20 protein-coding genes are annotated in these 24,739 nt (G+C 43.0%); 12 read left to right on the top strand and 8 right to left on the bottom strand.

Going from position 1 to position 24,739, the window contains the following annotated elements:
* Positions 1-102: 102 nt before the first annotated feature.
* The 4 genes from ACED53_RS13945 to ACED53_RS13930 all read right to left on the bottom strand — a co-directional run bounded on the left by ACED53_RS13945 (position 103) and on the right by ACED53_RS13930 (position 4,277).
* Positions 103-786 (bottom strand): hypothetical protein, encoded by a 684-nt coding sequence (locus tag ACED53_RS13945; protein WP_012603881.1) that lies wholly within the window; start codon positions 784-786, stop codon positions 103-105.
* 266 nt (positions 787-1,052) lie between these two features.
* On the bottom strand, positions 1,053-3,047 hold the full coding sequence (gene prc / locus ACED53_RS13940; RefSeq protein WP_009846655.1) for a carboxy terminal-processing peptidase: 1,995 nt from the start codon (positions 3,045-3,047) through the stop codon (positions 1,053-1,055).
* Positions 3,048-3,064: 17 nt separating this feature from the next.
* Positions 3,065-3,688, bottom strand: a complete 624-nt coding sequence (gene proQ / locus ACED53_RS13935; RefSeq protein WP_009846654.1) for an RNA chaperone ProQ — start codon at positions 3,686-3,688, stop codon at positions 3,065-3,067.
* Between the two features lie 97 nt (positions 3,689-3,785).
* Positions 3,786-4,277, bottom strand: a complete 492-nt coding sequence (locus ACED53_RS13930; RefSeq protein ID WP_017101111.1) for a GAF domain-containing protein — start codon at positions 4,275-4,277, stop codon at positions 3,786-3,788.
* Between the two features lie 89 nt (positions 4,278-4,366).
* On the opposite strand from ACED53_RS13930, the gene ACED53_RS13925 reads away from it, so the two are divergent.
* The 4 genes from ACED53_RS13925 to rsmF all read left to right on the top strand — a co-directional run bounded on the left by ACED53_RS13925 (position 4,367) and on the right by rsmF (position 11,779).
* The gene (locus tag ACED53_RS13925; protein ID WP_017101112.1) at positions 4,367-6,163 is read left to right on the top strand and encodes an ABC transporter ATP-binding protein; all 1,797 of its coding nucleotides are present in this window, start codon (positions 4,367-4,369) and stop codon (positions 6,161-6,163) included.
* A 78-nt stretch (positions 6,164-6,241) separates the two neighbouring features.
* Positions 6,242-7,543: a paraquat-inducible protein A gene (locus ACED53_RS13920; protein ID WP_017101113.1), complete on the top strand. Its 1,302-nt coding sequence runs from the start codon at positions 6,242-6,244 to the stop codon at positions 7,541-7,543.
* Positions 7,530-10,187, top strand: a complete 2,658-nt coding sequence (locus ACED53_RS13915; RefSeq protein WP_017101114.1) for an MlaD family protein — start codon at positions 7,530-7,532, stop codon at positions 10,185-10,187. Before ACED53_RS13920 ends, ACED53_RS13915 begins: the two co-directional genes overlap by 14 nt.
* A 170-nt stretch (positions 10,188-10,357) precedes the next feature.
* On the top strand, positions 10,358-11,779 hold the full coding sequence (rsmF, locus tag ACED53_RS13910) for a 16S rRNA (cytosine(1407)-C(5))-methyltransferase RsmF (protein ID WP_017101115.1): 1,422 nt from the start codon (positions 10,358-10,360) through the stop codon (positions 11,777-11,779).
* A 347-nt stretch (positions 11,780-12,126) separates the two neighbouring features.
* On the opposite strand, the gene ACED53_RS13905 is transcribed toward rsmF, so the two are convergent.
* The gene (locus tag ACED53_RS13905; protein WP_009846647.1) at positions 12,127-13,035 is read right to left on the bottom strand and encodes a S1 RNA-binding domain-containing protein; all 909 of its coding nucleotides are present in this window, start codon (positions 13,033-13,035) and stop codon (positions 12,127-12,129) included.
* A gap of 28 nt (positions 13,036-13,063) precedes the next feature.
* Here ACED53_RS13905 and ACED53_RS13900 point away from each other — a divergent pair, with 28 nt between their 5' ends.
* The gene (locus ACED53_RS13900; protein ID WP_012603874.1) at positions 13,064-14,419 is read left to right on the top strand and encodes a hypothetical protein; all 1,356 of its coding nucleotides are present in this window, start codon (positions 13,064-13,066) and stop codon (positions 14,417-14,419) included.
* Positions 14,420-14,538: 119 nt separating this feature from the next.
* On the opposite strand, the gene ACED53_RS13895 is transcribed toward ACED53_RS13900, so the two are convergent.
* Positions 14,539-15,024 carry a PaaI family thioesterase gene (locus ACED53_RS13895; protein WP_017101198.1) on the bottom strand — a complete coding sequence of 162 codons (486 nt, stop codon included), beginning with the start codon at positions 15,022-15,024 and terminating at the stop codon, positions 14,539-14,541.
* 176 nt (positions 15,025-15,200) lie between these two features.
* A complete protein-coding gene (locus ACED53_RS13890; RefSeq protein ID WP_017101199.1) occupies positions 15,201-16,088 on the bottom strand; it encodes a putative PEP-binding protein in 888 nt (295 codons plus the stop codon).
* Positions 16,089-16,295: 207 nt separating this feature from the next.
* On the opposite strand from ACED53_RS13890, the gene ACED53_RS13885 reads away from it, so the two are divergent.
* Together ACED53_RS13885 and ACED53_RS13880 are read left to right on the top strand one after the other, a co-directional pair.
* Positions 16,296-17,354 (top strand): 3-deoxy-7-phosphoheptulonate synthase, encoded by a 1,059-nt coding sequence (locus ACED53_RS13885; RefSeq protein ID WP_017101200.1) that lies wholly within the window; start codon positions 16,296-16,298, stop codon positions 17,352-17,354.
* A 12-nt stretch (positions 17,355-17,366) separates the two neighbouring features.
* Positions 17,367-17,849, top strand: a complete 483-nt coding sequence (locus ACED53_RS13880) for a YajQ family cyclic di-GMP-binding protein (RefSeq protein WP_004733632.1) — start codon at positions 17,367-17,369, stop codon at positions 17,847-17,849.
* A gap of 164 nt (positions 17,850-18,013) precedes the next feature.
* Here ACED53_RS13880 and ACED53_RS13875 read toward each other — a convergent pair whose 3' ends face one another.
* On the bottom strand, positions 18,014-18,955 hold the full coding sequence (locus ACED53_RS13875) for a bifunctional precorrin-2 dehydrogenase/sirohydrochlorin ferrochelatase (protein ID WP_017101273.1): 942 nt from the start codon (positions 18,953-18,955) through the stop codon (positions 18,014-18,016).
* Positions 18,956-19,465: 510 nt separating this feature from the next.
* Between ACED53_RS13875 and ACED53_RS13870 the strand changes: the two genes are divergently transcribed.
* The 5 genes from ACED53_RS13870 to ACED53_RS13850 all read left to right on the top strand — a co-directional run bounded on the left by ACED53_RS13870 (position 19,466) and on the right by ACED53_RS13850 (position 24,636).
* Positions 19,466-20,494, top strand: a complete 1,029-nt coding sequence (locus ACED53_RS13870) for an amino acid ABC transporter substrate-binding protein (protein WP_004733634.1) — start codon at positions 19,466-19,468, stop codon at positions 20,492-20,494.
* A gap of 71 nt (positions 20,495-20,565) precedes the next feature.
* A complete protein-coding gene (locus tag ACED53_RS13865) occupies positions 20,566-21,771 on the top strand; it encodes an amino acid ABC transporter permease (protein WP_009846641.1) in 1,206 nt (401 codons plus the stop codon).
* Between the two features lies 1 nt (position 21,772).
* Positions 21,773-22,870, top strand: a complete 1,098-nt coding sequence (locus ACED53_RS13860) for an amino acid ABC transporter permease (protein WP_009846640.1) — start codon at positions 21,773-21,775, stop codon at positions 22,868-22,870.
* Between the two features lie 22 nt (positions 22,871-22,892).
* A complete protein-coding gene (locus ACED53_RS13855; protein WP_009846639.1) occupies positions 22,893-23,657 on the top strand; it encodes an amino acid ABC transporter ATP-binding protein in 765 nt (254 codons plus the stop codon).
* Positions 23,658-23,970: 313 nt separating this feature from the next.
* The gene (locus ACED53_RS13850) at positions 23,971-24,636 is read left to right on the top strand and encodes a Bax inhibitor-1/YccA family protein (protein WP_012603870.1); all 666 of its coding nucleotides are present in this window, start codon (positions 23,971-23,973) and stop codon (positions 24,634-24,636) included.
* Positions 24,637-24,739 lie beyond the last annotated feature (103 nt).

Raw genomic sequence — 24,739 nt, 5'->3', positions numbered from 1 at the left:
CCATGTTTTGCTATTTTATCAACCAAATAAGAAAGGAACGGCTAATAAATGAACTGTGAGCCATATTATCAACAAGCCTGACTTTGCGCATCCAACTCGTCATTATCGAATACGATTGAGTACTGCAAACATGTCGCCTTCTTCACCTTGAAGCGTCAAGACGTCGCTGTTTAATGTGTAACGAGTGCCGTGCTCGCCATTTTCATACAGAAGCACCAATTGATCGCCTTCTGTGTAATACACCCCACGACGAACAACCTCACTCCCCACTTCATCGGACACTCTGAACATAAATACAAAGTCAGGTTGAAGCACTAAATCCATTTTTTGAATGTTACTCGCGCGCAGGTCGCTACCTGAAAGCTCAGCACTCGACCAAATACCTGCCAGTGCATTCGGTAAGGCTTTGGTAAACATGACACCGTTGAGGTTCAACATATTATGGTTACTGCTATAGGCGTAAACTTGAGGTTCAGAGGTGTTTAAACCCAAAATAATGGTATCTTCATTGGCGTTATACAAGCCTTCCCAATGGTCGACACTGTAGTCTTTCTTTTGAATATCAATGGAGAATGAATAATTTGAATCAAGGGTTAGCTTTATCGCTCTAAAATTTTCAGTACCTTGTTCAGGATCTGGGTTCATCAAATACCAATCACCAAGCAGTAAAGGAAGGTCAAAATGAGATAGATTGCTGTCACTTTTTGATTGCTGCTCGCTTGAAGCGACCTCACTCCCAAAAGCAACAAAACTTAAACAAGATAAAAATAGTAGAATCCATTTCATACGCGCCCCCTCGTTTTCTTTAAGCTTAGGCACGTAATGAATAGAAAGCGAAAAAATTTGATCCAAGTCACTAAATTTTAAGTGCAAAGTAACTTAAATGTCATTATTCGACACAAAACAGAGCTAAATAACCCTGAACATTGAGAGTTCTTTGCGACAGTCTCAACGGTTACAATCAGGTATTCCTGTCAAATCATAGACACAAAAAAAGCGAGCCTAAGCTCGCTTTCTTAAAAAACGCTGCCTTTAACAAGGCACGTTAGCGTCTATTTCTTTATCATATCCAGCATGATAGCGACTGACTCATCAAGATAAGCATCTGGGGCTTCGTAGTCTTTAGGGATATCATCCAACGTTTTAAATGCCTCTAACTTAGCGGCTTTTTGACGTTGATTGATACGCTCTAGACGAAGCACATCCCCATCATCACTCTCTTGTTGACGTACTTTTTCGTTCAAAGAAAGGTCATTATCATCTTTATCAGCCTTATATTTTTCAATATCTTGCGCGATAAAGCCAAACTCCATGTCTGTCGCAATACGAGCTTGGTGTTGAGCGGTTAAAGCAGCAACTTGCTCATCGTTACGCTGTAACACTGAATAGTTAGCTTTATCTATGCTATCCCAAGGCAGAGCATTATCTTCAACACTTTCACCAGTATCTGCTGGATCAATTGCCGTTGGGTAAGCAATATCAGGCACTACACCTTTGTTTTGCGTACTTCCGCCATTGATTCGGTAGAATTTCTGGATGGTGTATTGAACGTAGCCTAACTCTTTATCGAACAAATCATAAATATGATTCAAAGAGCGGTGTTGTTGCACCGTTCCTTTACCGAAAGAGTTTTCACCAAGGATAATTGCACGACCATAATCTTGCATCGCTGCTGCAAAGATTTCAGATGCTGAAGCACTGTAGCGATTCACCAATACCGTTAATGGACCTTGATAACTAATTTCGCCATCAGTATCACTGTTCACTTTTACACGACCGTAGCTATCACGAACTTGAACAACGGGACCCTCTTTGATAAACAAACCAGAGAGTTCGGTTGCTTCCGTTAGTGCACCACCACCGTTGTTTCGCAGATCAACAATGATACCTTCGACACCTTGCTCTTTAAGTTCGGTGATCAGTTTATCAGTATCTTTAGAAAGGCCAACATAGAAGCTTGGTACTTCGAGTACGCCAATCTTCTTGCCATCTTTCTCGATAACTTCTGATTTAACAGCGCGGTCTTCTAAGCGAATCTTATCGCGTACAATTGTGACAACGTGACTTTTTGCATCTTTACCATCTGGCAAGATCTGTAGCTTAACTTTAGTCCCTTTCGGTCCTTTAATTAATTGCACTACATCGTCTAAACGCCAGCCGATAACATCAACAATATCTTCGCCATCTTGGCCGACACCAACAATACGGTCACCATCACTCAATTGTTTGCTGTTTGACGCAGGGCCACCAGCAACGAGAGATCGGATAACGGTGTAGTCGTCTGTCATTTGAAGTACAGCACCAATGCCTTCTAGAGATAGATTCATCTCAGACTGGAATTGCTCTGCATTTCTTGGAGAAAGGTAACTGGTATGAGGGTCAACTTCTCGCGCGAATGCGTTCATGTAGATCTGGAAAGCATCTTCGTTGTGCGATTGCGTAATACGCTTCATCGCATTGTTGTAACGCTTTTCCAAAACTTCTTGAATCTCTGGCCACTCTTTACCTGTAAGTTTTAGATTCAACGCGTCGTATTTAACACGCTTCCTCCAAAGCTCATTCACTTCAGCGATATCTTTTGGCCATTCCGCTTCGCTACGATTGAGCTCAATACTTTCATCAGTATCAAACTTAATCTCAGTATCTAGTAAAGACAGCGCATATTGGAAACGTTCAAAACGCTTCTGCATGGACAAATTATAAACATCGAATGCAATTTGGTTATTACCGGCTTTCAGTTGGTCATCAATTTGTTTAGATGAAGTAGCGAAAGAGTCAATATCAGCTTGAGTGAAGATATTACGGTTATAATCCAGCATCTCTAAATAACGATTAAAGATAGCTTGGGAGAAATCATCGTTGAGATTGAAGTGTTTATAGTGGGAACGAGTAAATCGTGAAGTAACACGTTTACTAGCAGTTTCGTGTTGAACCTCAGGAGCGAGTAGAGGTAAATCGTCCTGATTTAATTTGGCTTCAAGAGCCTGAGCTGAAGCTGCTAGCAAAAAGCCAGCAGCAATCAGTGTCAATTTTGAACGGCATTTCATGCGTAGGAGTATCTCCTTTAAGCGCGCAAGTGCTCCGCTTTAACAACCATTTGTAGGCCGTTTGCTAACTGAACACGCACATCTTCCTTATTGATTTCAACAATGGTCGCAGCCATGTTTCCTGTACCCATGTTCACATTTACTTCTTTACCAGTGATAAATTCATCGGCGTTCAAAGCGCGTGTTTCTACAGGCTTTTCTACTTTCGGTGCTTTAGGCGCTTGACGACGAGGCTGTTGAGCTTTCTTCGCTTTAGCTTTCGCTTTGCCTTCGTCACGAGCTTTCTGTGCTTGTTCTTTACGACGAGCCTGAACTTTCGCTTTGCTTTCTGCAAGTGTCGCTTTAGCGTGCTCAACGTGCTCTTCTTCTAGTGTGCCACATACGTTGCCGTCTAGGTCAACACGTTCTGCGCCAGCTTTTACGCCGTGCAGGTAACGCCATGATGATGTGTACTGTCTTAACGCTGCACGAAGCTGAGTCTTACTTACTTTTTCGTCTTCATTTAGACGTTCAGCAAGATCTTGAAAAATACCAATTTTAAGTGGTTTCGCTTCACCTTCTAGAGTAAAGCATTTAGGGAAACATTCAGCAACATATGCGATAACTTCTTTGCTGTTTTTTAACTTTTCAGTGTTTTCCATGTGGGTTCCTGGTTTTTGCGGTTTTCCGCGAGCATTAAGAAAATATTTTTACGTATTATAGAGAGATGCTTGGGAAAAACCACAGTAAGAGAATAATTTATGCCTTGTTCGCGTGCGAATTAAGCAGCTTTTCCACTTCTGCCATGAAAAATGTTAATCCGTCCTCGTCAATTTGAGAAAAACGGCCAACATTTGGGCTATCGATATCAAGAACGCCCGCAATTTTCCCGTCAATCGAAAATGGTATAACGATTTCTGAGTTACTTGCAGCGTCACAAGCGATGTGTCCTTCGAATTCATGAACATCATAAATGCGCTGAACTGTATTCGTCGCGACCGCAGTTCCACACACACCACGCCCTACCGGAATTCGAACACAAGCTGGTTGACCTTGGAATGGGCCAAGCACAAGTTCGTCTTTTTCCTTAGATTGGTCCTGCTTCATTAAATAGAAGCCTGCCCAATTTAATTCATCCAACTCCATGAATAATAATGAGCTGATATTAGCTAGATTAGCAGTTAGATCGGGTTCTGATTCAATTAATGCAACGGCTTGTTTGGTTAAGCGTTGGTAATGTTCTATTTTCATATTAACTTCCAATTAAATTGAGACTTCCATTATCAAGAGAACGCAGTAAAATGCGGCCATCAAACTAAATAGGACTTATTCTCATTACAATGACCAATTCAGAAGACACTATTAGCCGTTCTTGGTTAATAACTCAAGTAAAAAAACACAAGTCCAAATTACTGTTTGCTAACATTATTGCCATACTTGCAACTCTCATTAGTGTCCCTATCCCGTTGCTCATGCCATTAATGGTTGATGAAGTATTACTTGATAAGCCGGCTTCTGGCTTAGAGATGATGAACCATCTACTTCCAATATCGTTGCAGACACCAACTGGCTATATTGCACTGACTTTGCTGTTAGTCATAATCATGCGTACTGTTAGCCAAGCGTTGAACATTCTACAAGGGCGTCAATTCACGCTTGTCTCAAAAACAATTACCTATCAAATGCGCAGCAAGATGATAGATAAGCTTGGCCGCATTAGTATTAGACAATACGAGACCAAAGGCAGTGGCGGTATTAATGCTCACCTGATAACAGACATAGAGACAATAGATAAGTTCATTGGTTCGACTCTATCTAAGTTCATAATTAGCTTCTTAACCGTTTTCGGTACCGCTATCGTGTTGCTATGGTTAGAGTGGCGTTTAGGACTGTTCATTTTACTGGTCAATCCTGTTGTGATTTATTTCTCCCGTAAACTAGGTAGCAGAGTTAAACACCTTAAAAAGTATGAGAACCAATCTTTCGAGCGCTTTCAAAACCGTTTAGTGGAAACCTTAGACGGTATTTACCAACTGCGTGCGGCAAACAAGGAACGTATCTTTCTCGATGAACTTAAGGTTCAAGCAAACCAAGTGAGAGTCGATGCAGACAAATACGCTTGGCAATCAGAAGCTGCTGGCCGTGTTTCGTTTCTGCTGTTCTTATTAGGTTTCGAGCTTTTCCGTGCCGTCGCGATGCTAATGGTGTTATTCAGTGACTTAACGATTGGTCAGATTTTCGCGGTATTTGGTTACTTGTGGTTTATGTTAGGCCCGGTACAAGAGTTGTTAGGGATTCAATTCTCTTGGTATAGCGCAAAAGCAGCACTTCAGCGCATCAACGACCTTCTTCAGTTAGAAGAAGAGAAGCGCCCTATCAGTAAAGTGAACCCATTTAATGAAGATCAAGAAGTGACAGTCGACATTGAAGACGTTACATTCTCTTACACATTAGAAAACACTGTTTTAAATAGGCTATCGCTGCACATTCCAGCAGGTAAGAAAGTCGCTTTGGTGGGTGCGAGTGGTGGTGGTAAATCTACGTTAATCCAGTTACTGATTGGTGTTTATCAAGCGGATTCTGGATGCATTCGTTATAACGGCGAAACCACCGACGACATCAGCTTCGATGTAATACGCAGTCAAATTGCCGTTGTTTTACAACAACCTATACTTTTTAACGATACATTAAGGCATAATCTGACGCTTGGTGCTGAATACGATGAAATGTCGTTGTGGCGTGCACTTGAAGTCTCTCAAATGCAAGATGTCATCAAGCAACTGAGTAATGGCTTAGATACACAAATTGGTAGGAATGGCGTTCGACTGTCTGGCGGGCAACGACAACGCTTAGCGATAGCCCGAATGGTGCTGAGCAATCCTAAGTTTGTTATTCTAGATGAAGCGACATCAGCACTCGATACAGCAACAGAGTCAGCACTGCATAAAGCGCTGAGCGAGTTTTTGAAAGATCGCACAACTTTGATAGTGGCTCATCGATTATCAGCGGTGAAACAGGCCGATCTAATCTATGTTTTAGAAGATGGGCAAGTTACACAGACAGGAACACATGGTGAATTGGTTGAACAACAAGGATTATATCAAACACTCTATGGCAGTGTGCAATCGCACGCCTGATGTTTCTTGTTCTATAGATTTAAATCAGTGTTGTTCTAGGCATTTAAATCAGGTTAAAAGTCTGATTAGTGTTTCATCTTGGGAGGTCGCGTGACCTCCCCATCCGTAACCAACTCTTTATCAACTAAGCAGCAGTTATCGACTCAGCACCAGTGCGATAGTAGCTCTGTACGTCTTTGTCAGGGCTGCGAACTTCCCGTTGATAAAATGGACATCCCTTTGGGGAAATCCGCTTACTGCCCAAGATGCGGTACTCAGCTTTATAGAGGCGGCCCCCCTAGCCTGTCTGGAAACCTTGCAATCGCTATTACCTGCTTATTGCTGTTTATCCCCTCACACTTTTTTGAATTCATCAGTATTCGCCTGATTGGTGTCATGATACCTGCGACGTTACCATCTGGCGTATTTACTTTAATGGGTGAAGGCTTCCCTCTACTTGGTTTGTTGATCTTATTCTGCAGTTCGATCGCCCCATTACTTGTTTGTACCTCGGTACTCATCACCCATTTATCATTGCGCTTTAAGATTTTCACACCATTTCGTTATGCATTAGCTATCATTCAGACACTTAAGCACTGGATGATGTTGGATGTATTTCTGGTGAGCGTGGCAATCTCGTGCTTCAAATTACAAGATTACTCAGATATTTTCGTCGGCCCTGGTTTAGTTGGTCTGATTCTACTGCAGCTTTTCAGTGTGTTACTGGTAAGCCGAATCAGTGTGCGTCGCTACTGGGAAGCTTGGGCTAAAGAGTCTGACTACTCTTTCGATCAAAGTAAGAACGTACACTGTCATAACTGTCACCTGTCTCAGCCTGACGGACACACTTGCGTGCGTTGTCACCATGACTTATATCATCGCAAACCCTACTCTGTACAAAAGACATGGGCTCTACTTTTTGCCGCCTCAGTGGCTATCGTGCCGGCCAACGTCATTCCAATTTCTATCGTGATAACAAACGGACAAAGATTAGAAGACACCATCATCTCCGGTGTCGCTTCGCTAATTAATAGCGACATGTATGGCATCGCAGCAATCATTTTTATTGCCAGTATCGTCGTGCCTGTCGCGAAAATACTTGGTCTAACGTATATCTTAATTTGTATCAAAATGAAGCGTGCGGTTTACCATAGACAACGTATGACCATCTATTTCATTGTGAAATGGGTGGGAAAGTGGTCGGTAATGGATCTGTTCGTTATTTCGATCATGATGACCTTGGTCGACCGTGGACAAATTTTAAACTTTACACCAGGTTATGGTGCAGTCGCTTTTGGCGTCGTGGTTGTTCTCACGATGCTAGCGGCGGAAAGCTTAGATCCTAGGCTAATTTGGGATAACTACACCTCTAAAGATGAGTCAGTGAATGAACAACGATAACCAATCACAAACGTCATATTCACCAGAAGTCAGGAAAAACAAAGGTATTTCCCCTTTGTGGATCCTGCCGATACTAACCGTCGCATTAGCGGGTTGGTTGGTCATGAAATCGATACACGATGCAGGACAACGTGTGCAGATATATTTCTCAGATGCCGCAGGTTTAGTCGCAGGTCGAACGACAATTCGCTACCAAGGCTTAGAGGTAGGTATGGTGCGCGACATTACCTTGTCCAAAGATTTATCGAGCATCTATGTCGATGCTGACATCTACCCAGAAGCGAAAAAGCTACTCTCAAAAGGCACGCGTTTCTGGCTCGTAAAACCAACAGCAAGTTTATCTGGTATCTCAGGGTTAGATGCGCTTGTTTCAGGTAACTATATTGCTATCCATCCTAGCGAAACCAAGCAAGAACCAGAAACCGTTTTCCAGGCCTTAGAATCATCCCCTTCTGACTTATTGGCTTCGGAAGGCCTGAATATTTCATTGACGACCAAAGACCTGGGGGGGGTGTCTGTTGGCTCTCAGATCGTTTATCGTAAAATTCCAATTGGTGAGGTTTACAACTATCAGCTAAACGACAACGCAAAATCCGTGACGATTCAAGCGGCGATTAAAGATGAATACAGCCACATCATTACCGACCAAAGCCGTTTTTGGAATGTCAGTGGCTTAGGTGCCAGTATCGGATTTTCTGGTGTCGACGTACGCTTAGAAAGCCTCAGTGCTCTGCTTGGCGGTTCAATTGCGGTCGACTCTCCGGGAGAAGGTCAACCCGTAGAGATGAACACCAAATTCAAACTGTACCCAGATTTGAAAACAGCCGGTCGTGGTATCTCGATCAAGATAGCCGTACCCGACGACAACAAGATCAGTGCAACGGGCGCTCCGATCATGTATCGAGGCATCGAAATCGGTCAAATCACTGACCTATCTTTAAGCGAAGGGCGTGAAAACGTCGTGGCATCGGCTGCAATCCAACCGGCATTCAGTGACTTTTTAAATAGCGGCAGTCAATTCGTTTTAGAGGAAGCTGAACTATCACTTACTGGAATGAAAAATATTGCCAACTTAGTCACGGGCAACTTTCTAACCTTGGTTCCAGGTGAGGGTGAAAAAGCGCGTCGATTTACTGCGATTCGCAAAAATGAGTTCAGTCAGGAACAAGAAAAATCCGTTGCGATTCGCTTAACGTCGAACAATTCATTCGGGTTAGATGTCGGTACACAGCTACTCTACAAAGGCATTGCTGTTGGCTCTATCATCCAAGTAGGTTTAGTCGATGGTGTGGGTACTGGCTCTGATAAGCACGAAGTGTTTATGGATGCGCTTGTCGATAACGAATATGCTCACCTAATCAAAAGCCATAACCGTTTCTTTGTGACAGGCAGTGCGACTGCAGAGCTAACCGAATCTGGCTTAAGTGTAACAGTTCCACCGGCAAAACAACTTCTTACTGGCTCAATTAGCTTTGTTAGCGAAGGTCAGTCGAAAGCACGAACTGACTATCAGCTTTTCCAAAGCAAATCGTTAGCAGAAATCGCCAAGTTTAATCAGTCTGGCTCAAAGACGCTTTCGTTGTTTGCGAGCGAGCTACCTTCAATTTCTAAAGGAAGCCCACTACTCTACCGCAACCTACAAGTGGGTAGCATTTCTGATTTTCAGCTTGTCGATGGTGGCGTGAGAATCAAAGTCACGATCGAAAATCGTTACACACACTTACTCAATGAACATACTGTTTTCTGGAACCGCTCAGGCGTTGAGATTGATGCGTCGCTATCGGGTATTAGTATTAAAGCAGCTCCCGTTAAAACGCTTATTCAAGGCGGTATTGCTTTTGACTCTCTTCCGGGAATAGACAACAAACTCGGTGATGTGTGGAAACTTTATAAAGATTCGAAATCCGCGCGAAAATTTGGTCGTGCGATTACGATTACCTCTTCAGACGATCAAGAAGTCAGCAAAGGCATGGCGATCAAATATCAAGGCGTCACCGTCGGTGAGGTTACCTTGGTGATTCCTAACTTCAATAAAGGCGGTATTGAAATTACTGCGCGTATTTTACCTGAGTACGTAGACAAGATTGCCGTTGCGAAGAGTCACTTCTGGTTAGCAGAACCTGAAATCGGCCTTAATGGCATCAAGAACGTCTCTGCACTGCTCTCTAAGCACATCAACGTAGACCCGGGCAATGGTGACAGAAATACGAAATTTAAGCTTAGCAAGGGTCCTGTACAGCCTGAAGGCAAGATATTCCAGCTACAAAGCGAAACGCGAGGCTCGGTATCAGAAGGCACACCTATCCTATTCCGTGAGCTAGAAATCGGCAGTGTTATTGATGTTCAGTTAGGCGAGTTTGCTGACCGAATCATCTCTACGATTCAAATCGAACCTGACTACGCGTATCTGATCCGCGCAAACACCGTGTTCTGGAACGTATCTGGTGTCGATGTCTCTATCGGTCTCTCTGGCGCAAACATCAAAGCTGGAACGGTAGACAGCTTGTTAAGAGGTGGTATTACATTCTCAACGCCACCGACCAATGAACTTCAGCCAGTGGCAAACGAAGATCAGTCTTTCTATCTCTATCCTAAAGCCGAAGATGAGTGGAAATCATGGAGAACCGCAATTCCTCGCCCATAAAGTGAACCCTCAGAAGCTCCATGCAAATTAATACCGCTTAACAAAGAATAATTCATCATCAAAATGCAGCCATTCGGCTGCATTTTTGTTGTTTGCTATAAATATGGTTTAGGACGGCCTCATTTTGCTTTAAACTCCCCCGCATTAATGCAATAAATCGAGACACTCTTTTGCACGCTAACGTATATATTCCTGAAGAATTCCTAACGCACATCGAATCAATCATGCCTAGTCATCTAGATATGGCTTCTTTTGTCGCGTCATGCCAAAAACCACTTCGTAAAAGTATTCGAGTCAACACATTGAAAATCAGTGTTGAGGACTTCTTACTGCGAGCAAAAGAGAAAGGCTGGGAACTGGAACCTGTACCTTGGTGCGAAACGGGGTTTTGGATTACAGCTGATGAAAGTGAAGCGCCACTAGGTAATACGGCAGAACACATGTCTGGCCTTTTCTATATCCAAGAAGCCAGTTCTATGATGCCACCGTCAGCACTTTTCCAAGGTGAGGCTGACTACCAAGCCGTATTAGACACTGCGGCTGCACCCGGTTCAAAAACAACACAAATCGCGGCGCTAATGAATAATCGCGGCGTATTGGTTGCCAATGAATACGCAGCAAGCCGCGTGAAAGTTCTTCATGCCAACATCGAACGTTGTGGCGTTCGTAATGCTGCACTCAGTAACTTTGATGGTCGAGTTTTCGGTGGGTGGTTACCAGAACAGTTTGATGCTGTGCTGCTAGACGCGCCCTGCTCTGGTGAAGGTACGATTCGCAAAGACGCTGATGCGATGAAGAACTGGACGTATCAATCTGTAGTCGATATTGCTGACACTCAAAAAGATCTGATCGAAAGTGCTTTTCATGCTCTCAAACCTAACGGCGTGCTGGTTTACTCAACCTGTACGTTAAGCACGGAAGAGAACCAACAAGTATGTCATCACCTAAAAGAGACCTTTGGTGATGCGGTTGAGTTCGAGTCTTTAGAAAACTTATTCGACAATGCTAAAGCAACCACGACAGAAGAAGGCTTTCTACACATTTTCCCACAAGTGTATGATTCAGAAGGCTTCTTCGTTGCACGCATCCGTAAACTAGCGTCTGTGACACCACCAGAAGTGAAAAAACGTCTGGGCAAATTCCCATTTGAACAAGCGTCAAAGAAAGCTCAACAAGAAGTCGCTGAACAACTGCTGGGCGCACTTGATATAGAACTACCAAGTGATACTCAAGTTTGGATTCGTGACAAAGACGTTTGGCTATTCCCGGAAGCGCTAGAACCTATGATCGGTGAGTTCCGTTTCTCTCGCATGGGCATCAAGATCGCTGAAACCCATAAAAAAGGTTACCGCTGGCAGCACCAAGTCGCGACAACGCTCGCAACAGGCAATGAAGCCAACATTGTAGACCTTAGCATTGAAGATGCTCGTGAATGGTTCATGGGACGCGATGTTCGCCCTGAAGACTTGTCAGGCAAAGGTGAAGTACTAGTGAAGTACAATGGTGCGATCATCGGCCTTGGTAAGTGGGTTGGCAACCGAGTGAAGAACGGTTTACCACGCGAACTCGTGCGCGATAAGAACCTATTCTAAATAGCTTTCGGGCTTAACGGCTTAACGGCTTAACGGCTTAACGGCTTAACGGCTTAACGGCTTAAAGAATCGCACAAACAAAAAGCCCAAACAATGTTAATTGTTTGGGCTTTTTCTATTCTACCGGTCATGTAACTCTGTGTGCGAGCGCTTGTAAATCAACGACTAATTATACAAACATCAATTCAAGTCACTATTTAAAATAAGAAAAATCGCACTTTAGGAAATCTAAACTAGACTTCAATCTAATAGTCAAAAGATTGAAACGATTAGCGTAGGCTCTTCGGAGCCCTTTCCCCTAAGCCCAAACAGGAAGGTTTGGGCTTTTTTTTGACCGAAAGGATCGCTTATTTAACTAAGCTGATACCTTCTTTGTCGATAGTGATCTTGCCAGATTTGTACAAACCACCAATTGTCTTCTTGAACGTACCTTTACTTGTTCTGAATGCAGAGAAAATAGCTTCAGGAGAAGACTTATCATTCAAAGGCAGGTAACCGCCCTTCTTCTCAAGAAGATCCAGAACCTTAGTGCTTAGGTCATCCATCTTAGCGACACCAATTTTCTGAAGAGACAAATCAATCTTACCGTCTTCTTCACGAACGTTTTTAATGTAGCCTTTTAGTGTCTTACCAATAAACAGCTTACCGATGATGTCTGATGGGAAAATCATACCCCAGTGTTCACCGTTCACGATCGCTTTGTAACCAAGTTGGCTGCGCTCAGCGATAATGAGATCAACTTGTTCATTTTGCTTATAAGTCGCAGGCGTGTTGTCTAACCATTTGTTGAACTTCGTTGTACCAACGATACGGCTCGATGCTTTATCGATATACACATATACTAAGATTGACTGGCCTTCGTTTAAACGGCCGCGCTGCTCGCTGAAAGGAACAAGAAGGTCCTTACCTTTCACGCCCCAGCTCATGAATGCACCAGTGCTGTTAACACCTTCAACCGTCATCAAGCCAAACTGCCCTACTTGAGCGATTGGTTTTTCAGTTGTGGCAGCGATCTGGTTGTCAGAATCAATGTATAAGAAAACATCTAGCTTTTGACCAATTTCAACACCTTCAGGAGTAAATCGTTTCGGCAGCAACACCGTTCCATAGTCGCTCGCGTCAAGGAATACACCGAAGTCTGCTTGTTTTACTACTTCTAGGTTGTTTATTTGACCAATATTAATCATCAAGATTGTCTCTACTTTAAATTTGGCGGTGATTATACGTGATCTCTGATATGCTTTCGCTAGTTTCATTCATATTTTTATATTCTAGGAGACATCGTTGATCACCGTTGATAAACAAGATGCGATAACACTTAAAATTAACCATGCGATGGCGAAGACCAAAAAGCTCGATATGGACGTTTATCTATTCATTCCCGGTGAACTCGGACTGACTCCGGAAGTACTTTCTGAAAGTGCCTTCTTCTACAGTTCAATTACTCAAAAGCGCGCTTACTACAGTGATAAGACACTATTACCATTGGTACACAGCCGCTTGGCAAAACGCGGACGCTTATCGACGACACAGTATCGTGTGAGTTTGAGTTTGTTCGCCTATCAATACGTGATTGCTTTAGATAAAGCCGTGAGCAGCTTGAATAAGACAGATAGTGACGACGTAACGGCTGATGACGTCGATGAAGTCATCGAACTGGCTTTGGATATCCTCAAGAAGCTTCGTCGTAGTATTCCTTATGAAGAAAACCTAAAGCGCTATTATGCCAATATTGATAATTACCTTTCTTGGTACACGGAGCAAAAGTTCTTATCTTTGGTATCACATATGCCACGTGGCAGTGAATACTCGACGATAAAAGAGCGACTCTTGACGCTTTGTGAAAAAGAGACCGCCCATCGAAAACTTAATCGCTATAACTCAGCGAAGGTACGAGAAGACGTAACGCGTTTGAGCAACAAGATGCGACTGTTACGACGCTTGATCGAACACCCTATCGTCCTCAAAGAAAAGACGACATCAATGGGTAAGAACGTGAAGAGAGCCGTTAAAGGCATCGCCACAGGCTTGGTCATGGTGGTAGTTACCACAACCGTTATATTAGCTCGCGACTTTCTTGGAGAGATTACCGCATCTTTCATCGTATCGATGTCATTCATTTACGCTTTGCGTGAAATCTTCAAAGATGATTTAAGAGACATACTGTGGCGCTGGCTGCGTAAAGGCAAACCTAAGTGGAAGCGTCGCTACTTTGATCCAACAACCAATAAATCTGTCGGCCATAAGCTTGAATGGTTGGACTACGCGAATTTTTCTAAGTTAGCAGACCGTATTCAATCAATACGCAAGAAACGTGTTGTTCAACGTGAAGAGCAAATTTTGCACTATCGTTCGCATACAGAAATGTCGACATCGACATTCATGAGTGGTTACGAAGAGACTCGTGAAACGGTATCGATCAGCCTCAGAGCACTGACACGCTTAATGGACAAGGGTTCAAATAACGTATATCGAATGAATGAAGGGCAAGTAAGCCGAGAATCAGTAGAAAAACGCCACCTGCTCAACCTGATCATTAAAGAGAACAATCACGATGATGAGCCTACCTATTACCGCTGGAAAATAGTCATGAACCGTTCAAAAATCGTTGATATCGAGCAAATCACTCAAGAATCATAACGTTGTTAGGATGTGCGGTACGGTATGTGGGTATTCAATTCACATACCGCTCCTCCACTTGTTCAACGACTTCTGTCGAACTATGATCTTCAGATTCAGCCCAACCTTACACTTCAGAGCTATGATCTAGCTGGGACTTTCTTAATCGAAAGTGTTAGCGTGAATTCCGCCATTGGTTCGTCGCCATGCAAAGACGGGCAGGTCGCTATGATGGTCACTGGTTGATTCACACGCTCGCCAGTAGACATGGTTTCTGCCAACATAGTGTTGATCAGCTCACCATCGTTACAAGTGAAGTGTACGTCACCTTCTGGACGCTTCAAGAAATTACCTGTCACCTCTTTAAATGCCAAAGAAATCTTTTCGCCCTGCTGCTGAGATTTACTCATAGCAAGGAAACCACCTGCTACGTCAGCTCCCACAGCTAACACACCAAAATACATACTATTGAGGTGGTTCTTAGTTCGCCTTTTGAGAGGAATTTTCACTTCAACATGTTGATTATCCAGCGCGAGCAGTTTTGGTCGACATAGCCAGATCAGAGGTACTTTGAAAAAGCCAAACATGCTCAAGTAGAAATTTGCTTTTTGTAGAGGGGTCAGCATTCGGATTACCTAGTCAAATAAGTCATCAGACCAGTTAATCGATTAGCGATGTACATGTCAAAAAAATGTTACAAAAAAGAGATATCATCGCATAATGATATCTTCATTTTTCTCTAAGCTTTAGTGACTTAGATAAACTCAAACAGCAAGTTGATTTATCTAAACAATAAGCTGGTTTATGCAGTGATGACTGTTTCTACACCTTCGAGATCCGCAATGAACCCTTGTAAGCGCGGGTAGTCCACCAAGCCTTGAGTCACAAGCAGGACGGGCTTCTTTGCGTTCAGCGTTGCTTTAACAATCATACTCAACAAGGTAATAACCGCCTCGTTTTGAGGATCAAAAGCGTGTTGCTGAGCTTCATTGTGCTTGTCTACACCTAAAGTGAAAGACGCTAAGCTATCAACGTTCACCACAACACCATCGAAGTAATGAAGTAACCTTTCGCTTAGTAGCACAGCAGACGGCACATCGCACGAGAACAGAACTTTCAAGCCATTAAGCCCGCGTGGTAAGCCTTGCTCTGCAAGCAAATCAATAATCTTAGCGGCATCGCTTAATGCTCGTACATACGGTACAACCACTTCAACGTTAATACCCTGCTCTCGCAGCACTTTAATAACCTGACACTCTAAAGCGAAAGCCTTGCTGTACTCGGCTGTCGCATAACGCGCAACCCCACGAACACCTAGTGCCGGGTTTATCTCTTCGGCTTCACAGCTACCACCAAGTAACGAACGGAAGCCATAGCTATCAGCACTACTTAACGCAATACGAACAGTGGCGTGGTTTGGCTGAACGGCTGCTTGGATGGCAATAACCAAGGTTGAAACAAAATGTTCATCGACTGTTTTATCACCAAGGATCGCATCTAAAGAGGTTTTTTCGATATCAGTCAGTGTTTCTAAATGACTTTCAATACTTGGATGATAGAAGACACGATCCATGACCAATTCAGATAATGAAACGTATAAGTGGTTGGAATTATTATTATCGTTGTAAGAAGGCAGCACATCACCTAAGGCAAGTTCTGGGTGCAAAGTGCTTTGATTTTCTTGAGTCATTGCTGCTCCAGCATTTTTATGTTGTGTTCAAACGAAAATACCGATAGCTGCCTGTTAATACAAGTGAAAATCCCCCATTTGACGTTGGCCTGCTGATAAAAATGAGAATATTAGCAATAACAGAGATAACTTTGACTTAAGAGAGTTTATTCCTCTGTTCAATTCCGTTATCTTAACCACTTCGCAATAGAATAAAAAAGCTATCACATGCCATTAAAAACTGATGAGTTGAGAACCCAAGCTCTGGGTCCTATGCCAACTCCTGCCGAACTAGGCAATGCACACCCTATTACTGACGACGTTGCTGAGCGCATTAAGAATTCTCGCCGCCAAATCGAAGATATCCTAACGGGTCGTGATAATCGCCTATTAGTTATCGTTGGTCCTTGCTCTGTTCACGATACAGATGCGGCACTTGATTACGCTGAACGTCTAAGCCAGATTCAAGATCAATACAAAGATGAACTATTCGTTGTCATGAGAACCTACTTCGAGAAGCCTCGTACGGTTGTAGGTTGGAAAGGTTTAATTACCGATCCGAATCTCGATGGTTCATACGCACTTGAAACAGGCTTGAATAAAGCACGTAAGCTATTGCTAGATATCAACAAGCTTGGCCTAGCTACCGCGACTGAATTCCTTGATATGATCACCGGCCAGTACATTGCAGACCTTATCACTTGGGGCGCAATTGGTGCTCGCACTACTGAATCTCAGATTCACCGTGAAATGGCTTCTGCACTGTCTTGCCCAGTTGGCTTCAAAAACGCGACTAACGGCAACATCAAAATTGCCATTGATGCGATTCGTGCTGCGCATGCTTCACACTACTTCTACTCGCCAGATAAGAACGGCCGCATGACGGTTTACCGCACTTCTGGTAACCCATACGGTCACGTAATTCTACGTGGTGGTGATAAAGGCCCTAACTTCGATGCTGAATCTGTGGATAAAGCATGTAAGCAGTTGGCTGAATTCGATCTGCCTCAACGTTTAGTAGTAGACTTTAGCCACGCTAACTGTCAAAAACAACACCGTAAACAGTTAGAAGTGGCACAAGACATTTGTGAGCAAATCAAATCTAACAAGAATCAAATTGCAGGCATCATGGCGGAAAGCTTCATTGTTGAAGGTAACCAGCCAATGACAGATATCAACAACCTAGAATACGGCAAGTCTATTACTGACCCATGCCTAAGCTGGGAAGATACTGCAACAATGCTAGATATGCTTGCAACAGCAATTAAAGATAGAAACTTAGCTTAAGGAAACAACACAATGCCATCATTTGACATTATCTCTGAAGTAGAAGCAGTAGAACTGCGTAACGCGGTAGACAACGCAAACCGTGAACTATCGACTCGTTTCGATTTTCGCGGCGTTGAAGCTAGCTTTGATTACAAAGATGAATCAGTAAAATTGACTGCTCAAGACGATTTTCAACTGAAGCAAATGCGCGATATCCTTCGTAGCAACCTAACAAAACGTAATGTTGATCCTAACGCGATGGAAGCGAAAGCGGCAGACCAAACAGGTCGCACTTGGCACCAAACGGTTATCTTTAAGCAAGGCATTGAAACTGATGTCGCTAAGAAGATCGTTAAGCTAATCAAAGACAACAAAGTTAAAGTTCAAGCTTCTATCCAAGGTGACAAAGTTCGCGTAACGGGTAAAAAGCGTGATGACCTACAAGCTGTTATGGCTCTAGTTCGCAGCGGTGAACTTGGTCAACCTTTCCAGTTTGACAACTTCCGCGACTAATTAGCGAGTTTGAGCGACTGCTTATTGTGGTTGCTCATTCATCAGCATAATGTCGTGTTTTAAATAGCAAAAAGCCACTTCTTTTAAGAAGTGGCTTTTTATTTATCGGTCAGCTTTATTCGTATACCGCGAGGGCATTTGAACCGAGCTAGATAGATCGAGCCTTAACTGAGCACTTTTGCAGCAGACAATTTCAGGTCTTTACCTACCAATAGATTAAACTCTACGCTTGCTGGTGGAATAAACACGCACACTCGTAATTTCTCAGCTCTTGCCTGCTCAAGCTTGGTTGATAGCTCTCCGCTATTAACATAGCTCTCTCTTTCTGCATCTCGACGGCATAAGTCTATAAATTCGAATGGACAATCGATTGGTGAAAGTACTAGCTCTGCCTCTTGCATCAGACGTAAAGCCTTCATAGAAAGTAGCTCAACATCTTCTTCAAATTCGATCCAAGTGACCTGCCCTTCACTATCAACTTGCTCAGTCAACGACTGTTGATAGTACGATTCAAGTTGATCCCTATCCGTCACTTGATTAATAAAACTGGACGACAAAAAGCGCTCCCAGAATTTTCGGCGTTCATCAACAGTAGGAAAGGACTCTTTAATTGAATTGCGTTTTGATGCACCGAAATCCGCTATCAAACCTATGTTCTGTGGCAATACAGTTTCGAGTTTTTCTCTAATATTTCTCACCAAAACAGGTGATGCACCCCCACTTGAGATCGCTATTTGGATTCGTCCGCGATTTATCATTGAGGGTGTGATGAAATCACAATAGGGTAAGTCATCGACCACATTGACAAGAATACCCATTTTTTTTGCATCATTATGTACTTGATGATTTAGGTTTGGGTTGTCTGTGGTTGCCCACACTTGTAAGTAGTTTTTCGAGATAAGCTGTGACGAGTAAAAATTTTGAACCCAACGAAGTTTGTCTTCATCGGCTAGCTCTTTTAAGTAAGGTGCGACCTTAGGAGAAACCAAAGTTACATTAGCACCCGCTCGCAGCAAACTGTCGACTTTTCGGCAAGCAACCTCGCCCCCACCAACCACTAGAATTGGCTTATTCTCTACATCCAAAAACATTGGGAAATAACGCATGTTCTTCCTTGAGACTACTTCAATAACTATTCAGACATGCTACCAAATTTGGAGCATATTCATAACTATCCAAGCGTAATAAAAATATTTATTGACCAAATTTCCACCTTTCTTAAGGCTAATCCGCCATCAATATGACTTTAATTCAGAATATTTACCTAGACCACCATCAATATAAAAACCTAAATCTCGTTGCACCAACAGTGTGAACCGTTGCACTATTTACATTCAGTTAACATTTGGTCATTCTAATTGTGTTCGGATTTGTGATTTCATTCAAAATTCTTTTTAAATTATACATTTGTGAAACTACGGATCCTTTCCTAACCTTATAAACAGTTGTTTAAATCGCACACGGTTTCATTTGCAAAATGCAACTCGCGTAATTTGAGCAACAAGGTCATAGACAACGCAACACACAAGAGACACTCAAACGAGTATGAGTATGAGTATGAGTATGAGTATGAGTATGAGTATCAGGTGTCACCTGGTTAACAAGGAAGGATACAAATGACAAATAAACTAACACTTCTTGCTTCAGTAGTAGCTGCATCAACTGCGATGATGGCAACATCAGCATCAGCGGCAGAAAGCACTCTGGACAAAGTCACATCTCAAGGTTTTCTAACTTGTGGTGTAAGTACAGGTCTTCCAGGGTTCTCTAACCCTAACTCAAAAGGTGAATGGGAAGGAATTGATGTTGAGTATTGTCAAGCTCTTGCAGCGGCTGTACTCGGTGACAAGACTAAAGTTAAGTATGTACCGCTAACAGCAAAAGAGCGTTTTACCGCGCTTCAATCTGGTGAAATAGACGTACTATCTCGTAACACAACATGGACGCTACATCGTGACACTGCTCTAGGTTTGAACTTCGTAGGCGTTAACTACTACGACGGTCAAGGCTTCATGGTTAAGAAAGAACTTGGACTAACAAGTGCTCAAGAACTAGATGGCGCTTCAGTGTGTGTTCAATCAGGTACAACGACTGAACTTAACCTAGCCGATTACTTCCGTAACAGTGGCATGTCTTACAAGCCAGTGGTATTTGATACGGCAGCACAAACATCAAAAGGTTTCGACGCGGGTCGTTGTGATGTTCTTACAACTGACCAATCTGGTCTATATGCACTTCGCCTAAATCTAGCTGATCCTAAATCTGCACAGGTACTTCCTGAAATCATCTCTAAAGAGCCACTAGGCCCTGTTGTTCGTCAAGATGATGACAAGTGGTTCAACGTAGCTAAATGGACCCTTTCTGCAATGATTAACGCAGAAGAATACGGCATCTCTTCTAAGAATGCTGACGAAATGCTTAAGTCAAAAGATCCAAACATCAAGCGTATTCTTGGTGTTGACGGTCCTAAAGGTAAAGGCCTTGGCATTCGTGACGATTGGGGTTACCAAGTCATTAAACAAGTTGGTAACTACGGTGAGAGCTTCGAACGTACTGTTGGTACAGGTTCACCACTACAGATCTCTCGTGGCGTAAACGCACTATGGAATGCGGGCGGCTTTATGTACGCTCCACCAATCCGTTAATAAATTTACAAGCATCAATTAGGGCGGACTTTTCCGCCCTATTTATTAAATGGATTTGAGGTTATAGCAGTATGAAACCTAATGAAACTATTTCTCCAACTCAAGAAAAACCACAGCCCAAAAGTGCCAACCTTTTTTACAACCCCACTTTTCGCTCAATTGTTTTCCAAATTCTCGCCGTCGCGGCGCTTTGTGCTTTCTTTTACACGATTGTAAATAATGCACTCACAAACTTAGACTCCCGTGGTATCGCCACTGGTTTTGATTTTCTCTCCCAAGAGGCTGGTTTTGGTATCGGCTTAACACTGATTGAATACGACGAAACATTCTCATACGGTCGTACATTCTTTATAGGTCTTCTCAATACCGCTTTAGTTTCAGTATTAGGCATCATGTTAGCCACAGTACTGGGCTTTAGTATGGGTATCGCTAGGTTATCTTCAAACTGGCTAGTTAGCCGATTTGCAGCTGTCTACATTGAGATATTCCGAAATATCCCTCTTCTTCTACAAATATTTTTTTGGTATTTCGCCGTTCTACAAGCATTGCCTTCCGCTCGTCAGAGTATGAGCCTTGGTGAAGCTATTTTCTTGAATGTACGTGGTTTGTACTTCCCAGCTCCAGTGTTAGAACAGGGCAGTAGCATTGTCATCGCATCATTGATTGTCGGTATCATCGCTACTTTTGTTATCAACATCTGGGCTAATAACAAACAAAAGCTAACCGGCCAACAAACACCAATGTTGCGAATTGCTGCAGCGCTGATTGTGGGCTTACCATTAGTCACTTACTTTGTTATGGGTATGCCTATCTCTGCGGAGTACCCTGTTCTGAAAGGGTTTAACTTCAAAGGTGGTATCAGCATCATTCCTGAATTGGCAGCATTGATGCTCGCTTTAAGTATCTACACAGCAGCATTCATCGCCGAGATTGTGCGTTCAGGTATTAATGCGGTAAACCATGGGCAAACAGAGGCTGCTATGTCTCTAGGGCTCCCGCGAACAAGAACTCTTAAGCTAGTCATTATTCCGCAAGCATTAAGAATTATTATCCCACCACTAACTAGTCAGTATTTAAACCTGACCAAAAACTCATCACTTGCGATGGCCATTGGTTATCCCGATCTTGTATCTGTCTTTGCAGGGACAACATTGAACCAAACTGGACAAGCTATCGAAGTAATCGCGATGACAATGGGCGTCTACTTAACCCTAAGCCTATTAACATCTGCTCTAATGAACATATACAACCGCAAAGTAGCGTTGGTGGAGAGATAAGATGAGTACACATCAATTTCAACCTGATCTTCCGCCTCCAGCGAATACTGTTGGACCTGTCGGTTGGTTAAGAAAAAATCTATTTAATGGACCAATTAACAGTGTCGTAACTGTGGTGCTTGCTTACTTTGCTTTCACTTTATTATGGGCAATAGCTGATTGGGCATTCTTGAGCGCTGACTGGATAGGAACAACACGCGATGCCTGTACTAGCGAAGGCGCTTGTTGGGTTTTCATTAGCGTCCGTTGGGACCAATTCATGTACGGCTTCTACCCAGAAGCGGAACTGTGGCGTCCTCGCTTTTTCTACGCAACATTAGCTATTTTTGTTGCTTTGTTAGCTTACGAAAAAACACCTAAGCGTACGTGGATTTGGTTATTCTTCGTAAACATCTACCCGTTTATCATTGCAGGCTTACTATACGGTGGTGTATTTGGTCTAGAGGTTGTTGATACCCATAAATGGGGCGGCCTACTGGTTACACTAATCATCGCACTTGTTGGTATCGTTGTATCACTGCCTATCGGTGTCGCACTGGCGCTAGGGCGTCGTTCAGAGATGCCAATCATCCGCAGTATGTGTACCGTTTACATCGAAATCTGGCGTGGTGTACCACTGATTACGGTTCTATTCATGGCCTCGGTAATGCTTCCGCTCTTTTTATCAGAGGGGATGGAGACCGATAAACTGATACGTGCGCTTGTTGGGGTAGTACTGTTTAGTGCTGCTTATATGGCGGAAGTAATCCGTGGTGGTTTGCAAGCAATACCAAAAGGTCAATACGAAGCCGCTGACGCTCTAGGGTTGAGCTATTGGAAAAAGACGGGGCTTATCATTCTGCCTCAAGCTCTTAAAATCACGATTCCTTCAATTGTGAATACCTTTATTGGTTTGTTCAAAGATACCAGTCTAGTTTTGATTATCGGTATGTTTGATGTACTAGGGATTGGCCAAGCCGCGAATACCGACCCTGAGTGGCTTGGGTATTCAACAGAAAGTTATGTATTTGTCGCGTTAGTGTTCTGGGTGTTTTGTTTTGGCATGTCGAGATACTCGATTTGGCTGGAAAACAGACTTCACACCGGTCACAAACGATAATTAACAAGATCAAGGACGTATTATGACGCAGCAAACAGAAAACAACTCTCAAGGTCTTATGATCGAGTTAAAAGACATGAACAAATGGTACGGCGAATTCCACGTACTTAAAAACATCAATCTAGAGGTTAAGAAAGGCGAAAAAATCGTTATCTGTGGCCCTTCTGGCTCAGGAAAATCAACGATGATCCGTTGTATCAACCGGTTGGAAGAACACCAAAAGGGTCATATCTTCGTTTCAGGTAATGAATTGACGGAAGACCTAAAAAACATTGAAGCCGTGCGCCGAGATGTTGGTATGTGTTTTCAACACTTCAACTTGTTTCCACATCTGACGGTATTAGAGAACTGTACTCTAGCCCCTATTTGGGTCAAAAAGATGCCTAAAGAGGAAGCCGAAGCCATCGCGATGAAATTCCTTGAGCGTGTAAAAATCCCTGAACAAGCGGATAAATTCCCAGGCCAACTGTCAGGTGGACAACAGCAACGTGTGGCAATCGCTCGTTCTTTGTGTATGAACCCTCAGGTTATGCTATTTGATGAACCAACATCGGCACTAGACCCAGAAATGGTTCGCGAAGTATTAGACGTAATGGTCGAATTGGCCGAAGAAGGGATGACAATGTTGTGTGTAACGCACGAGATGGGCTTTGCTAAAGAGGTCGCAGATCGCGTTATCTTTATGGATGCCGGTGAAATCATAGAAGAGAACAACCCTGTCGACTTCTTTGAAAACCCACAATCGGATAGGACGCAGAACTTCTTGAGCCAAATCTTGCACCATTAATATGTTATGATGCATAAACTACAGAGGCGGCTTAGGTCGCCTCTTTATTTTTCGATGTTCTTTTTATTTTTCGATGTTATCGTTCGTTTTCCAAAGGTTATAAATCATTAGCCAGTAACTATAAAAGTTTGAACATCGAGTGTTAGCGACACTTTATCGTCATTAGAAATACTTTGTTACACCTTCAGAAACACTTAACCGACTATTTTGATTATTATTTTAGGTATACAAGAGGAATGAAAGACTTGATTTTTCGAACTTTCAGCCCCATAAATGTACTAATAACTATTGAAGTCACCTTACGAGGAAGATTATGAACAGCCCTATGTTTTCACGCACAGCATCTCAAGAAAGTGCTCTGCAAACCAATAAAGTGTTGCGTAACACCTACGCACTACTGTCTATGACACTACTTTGGTCTGCTGTAGTAGCAGGCGTATCTATGGCGATGAACCTTCCTCGCCCTGGTCTTATCATTATGCTAGTTGGTTTCTACGGCCTTCTATTCCTAACAGAAAAGAACCGTGACAACAGCATGGGTCTAGTCTTCACATTCCTATTTACAGGTTTCTTAGGCTACACCATCGGTCCAATCTTAAACATGTACGTTGGTGCAGGCATGGGTGATGTCATCCTAACTGCACTTGGCGGTACTGCACTGGCATTTATGGCTGCATCTGCTTACGCCCTAACAACTAAACGTGACCTTTCATTCCTTAACGGTATGCTAATGGCTGGTTTCGTTGTTCTGCTAGTCGGCATGGTTGCAAACATCTTCCTACAAATGCCACTACTATCACTGGCAATGAGCGGTATGTTTATCCTATTCTCGACTGGTGTAATCTTGCTAACAACGCAAAGCATCATTCGTGGTGGTGAAACGAACTACATCTCTGCAACGATTAGCTTGTATGTTTCTATCTACAACATCTTCATCAGCCTACTAAGCATCTTAGGCATTATGGGTAACGACGACTAATCGCTTCCATCACTGAATCATATCTAGCCCAAGAGCCTATCTCTTGGGCTTTTTTTAGGTTCATCGCGGCTTTCCGGGGAAAGCCGCTTTTATCTTCAAGAAG

It is taken from the genome of Vibrio sp. 1F169 (assembly GCF_041439605.1).
Lineage (GTDB): Bacteria > Pseudomonadota > Gammaproteobacteria > Enterobacterales > Vibrionaceae > Vibrio > Vibrio tasmaniensis_A.
This window is presented reverse-complemented; position numbering and strand designations above follow the sequence as displayed.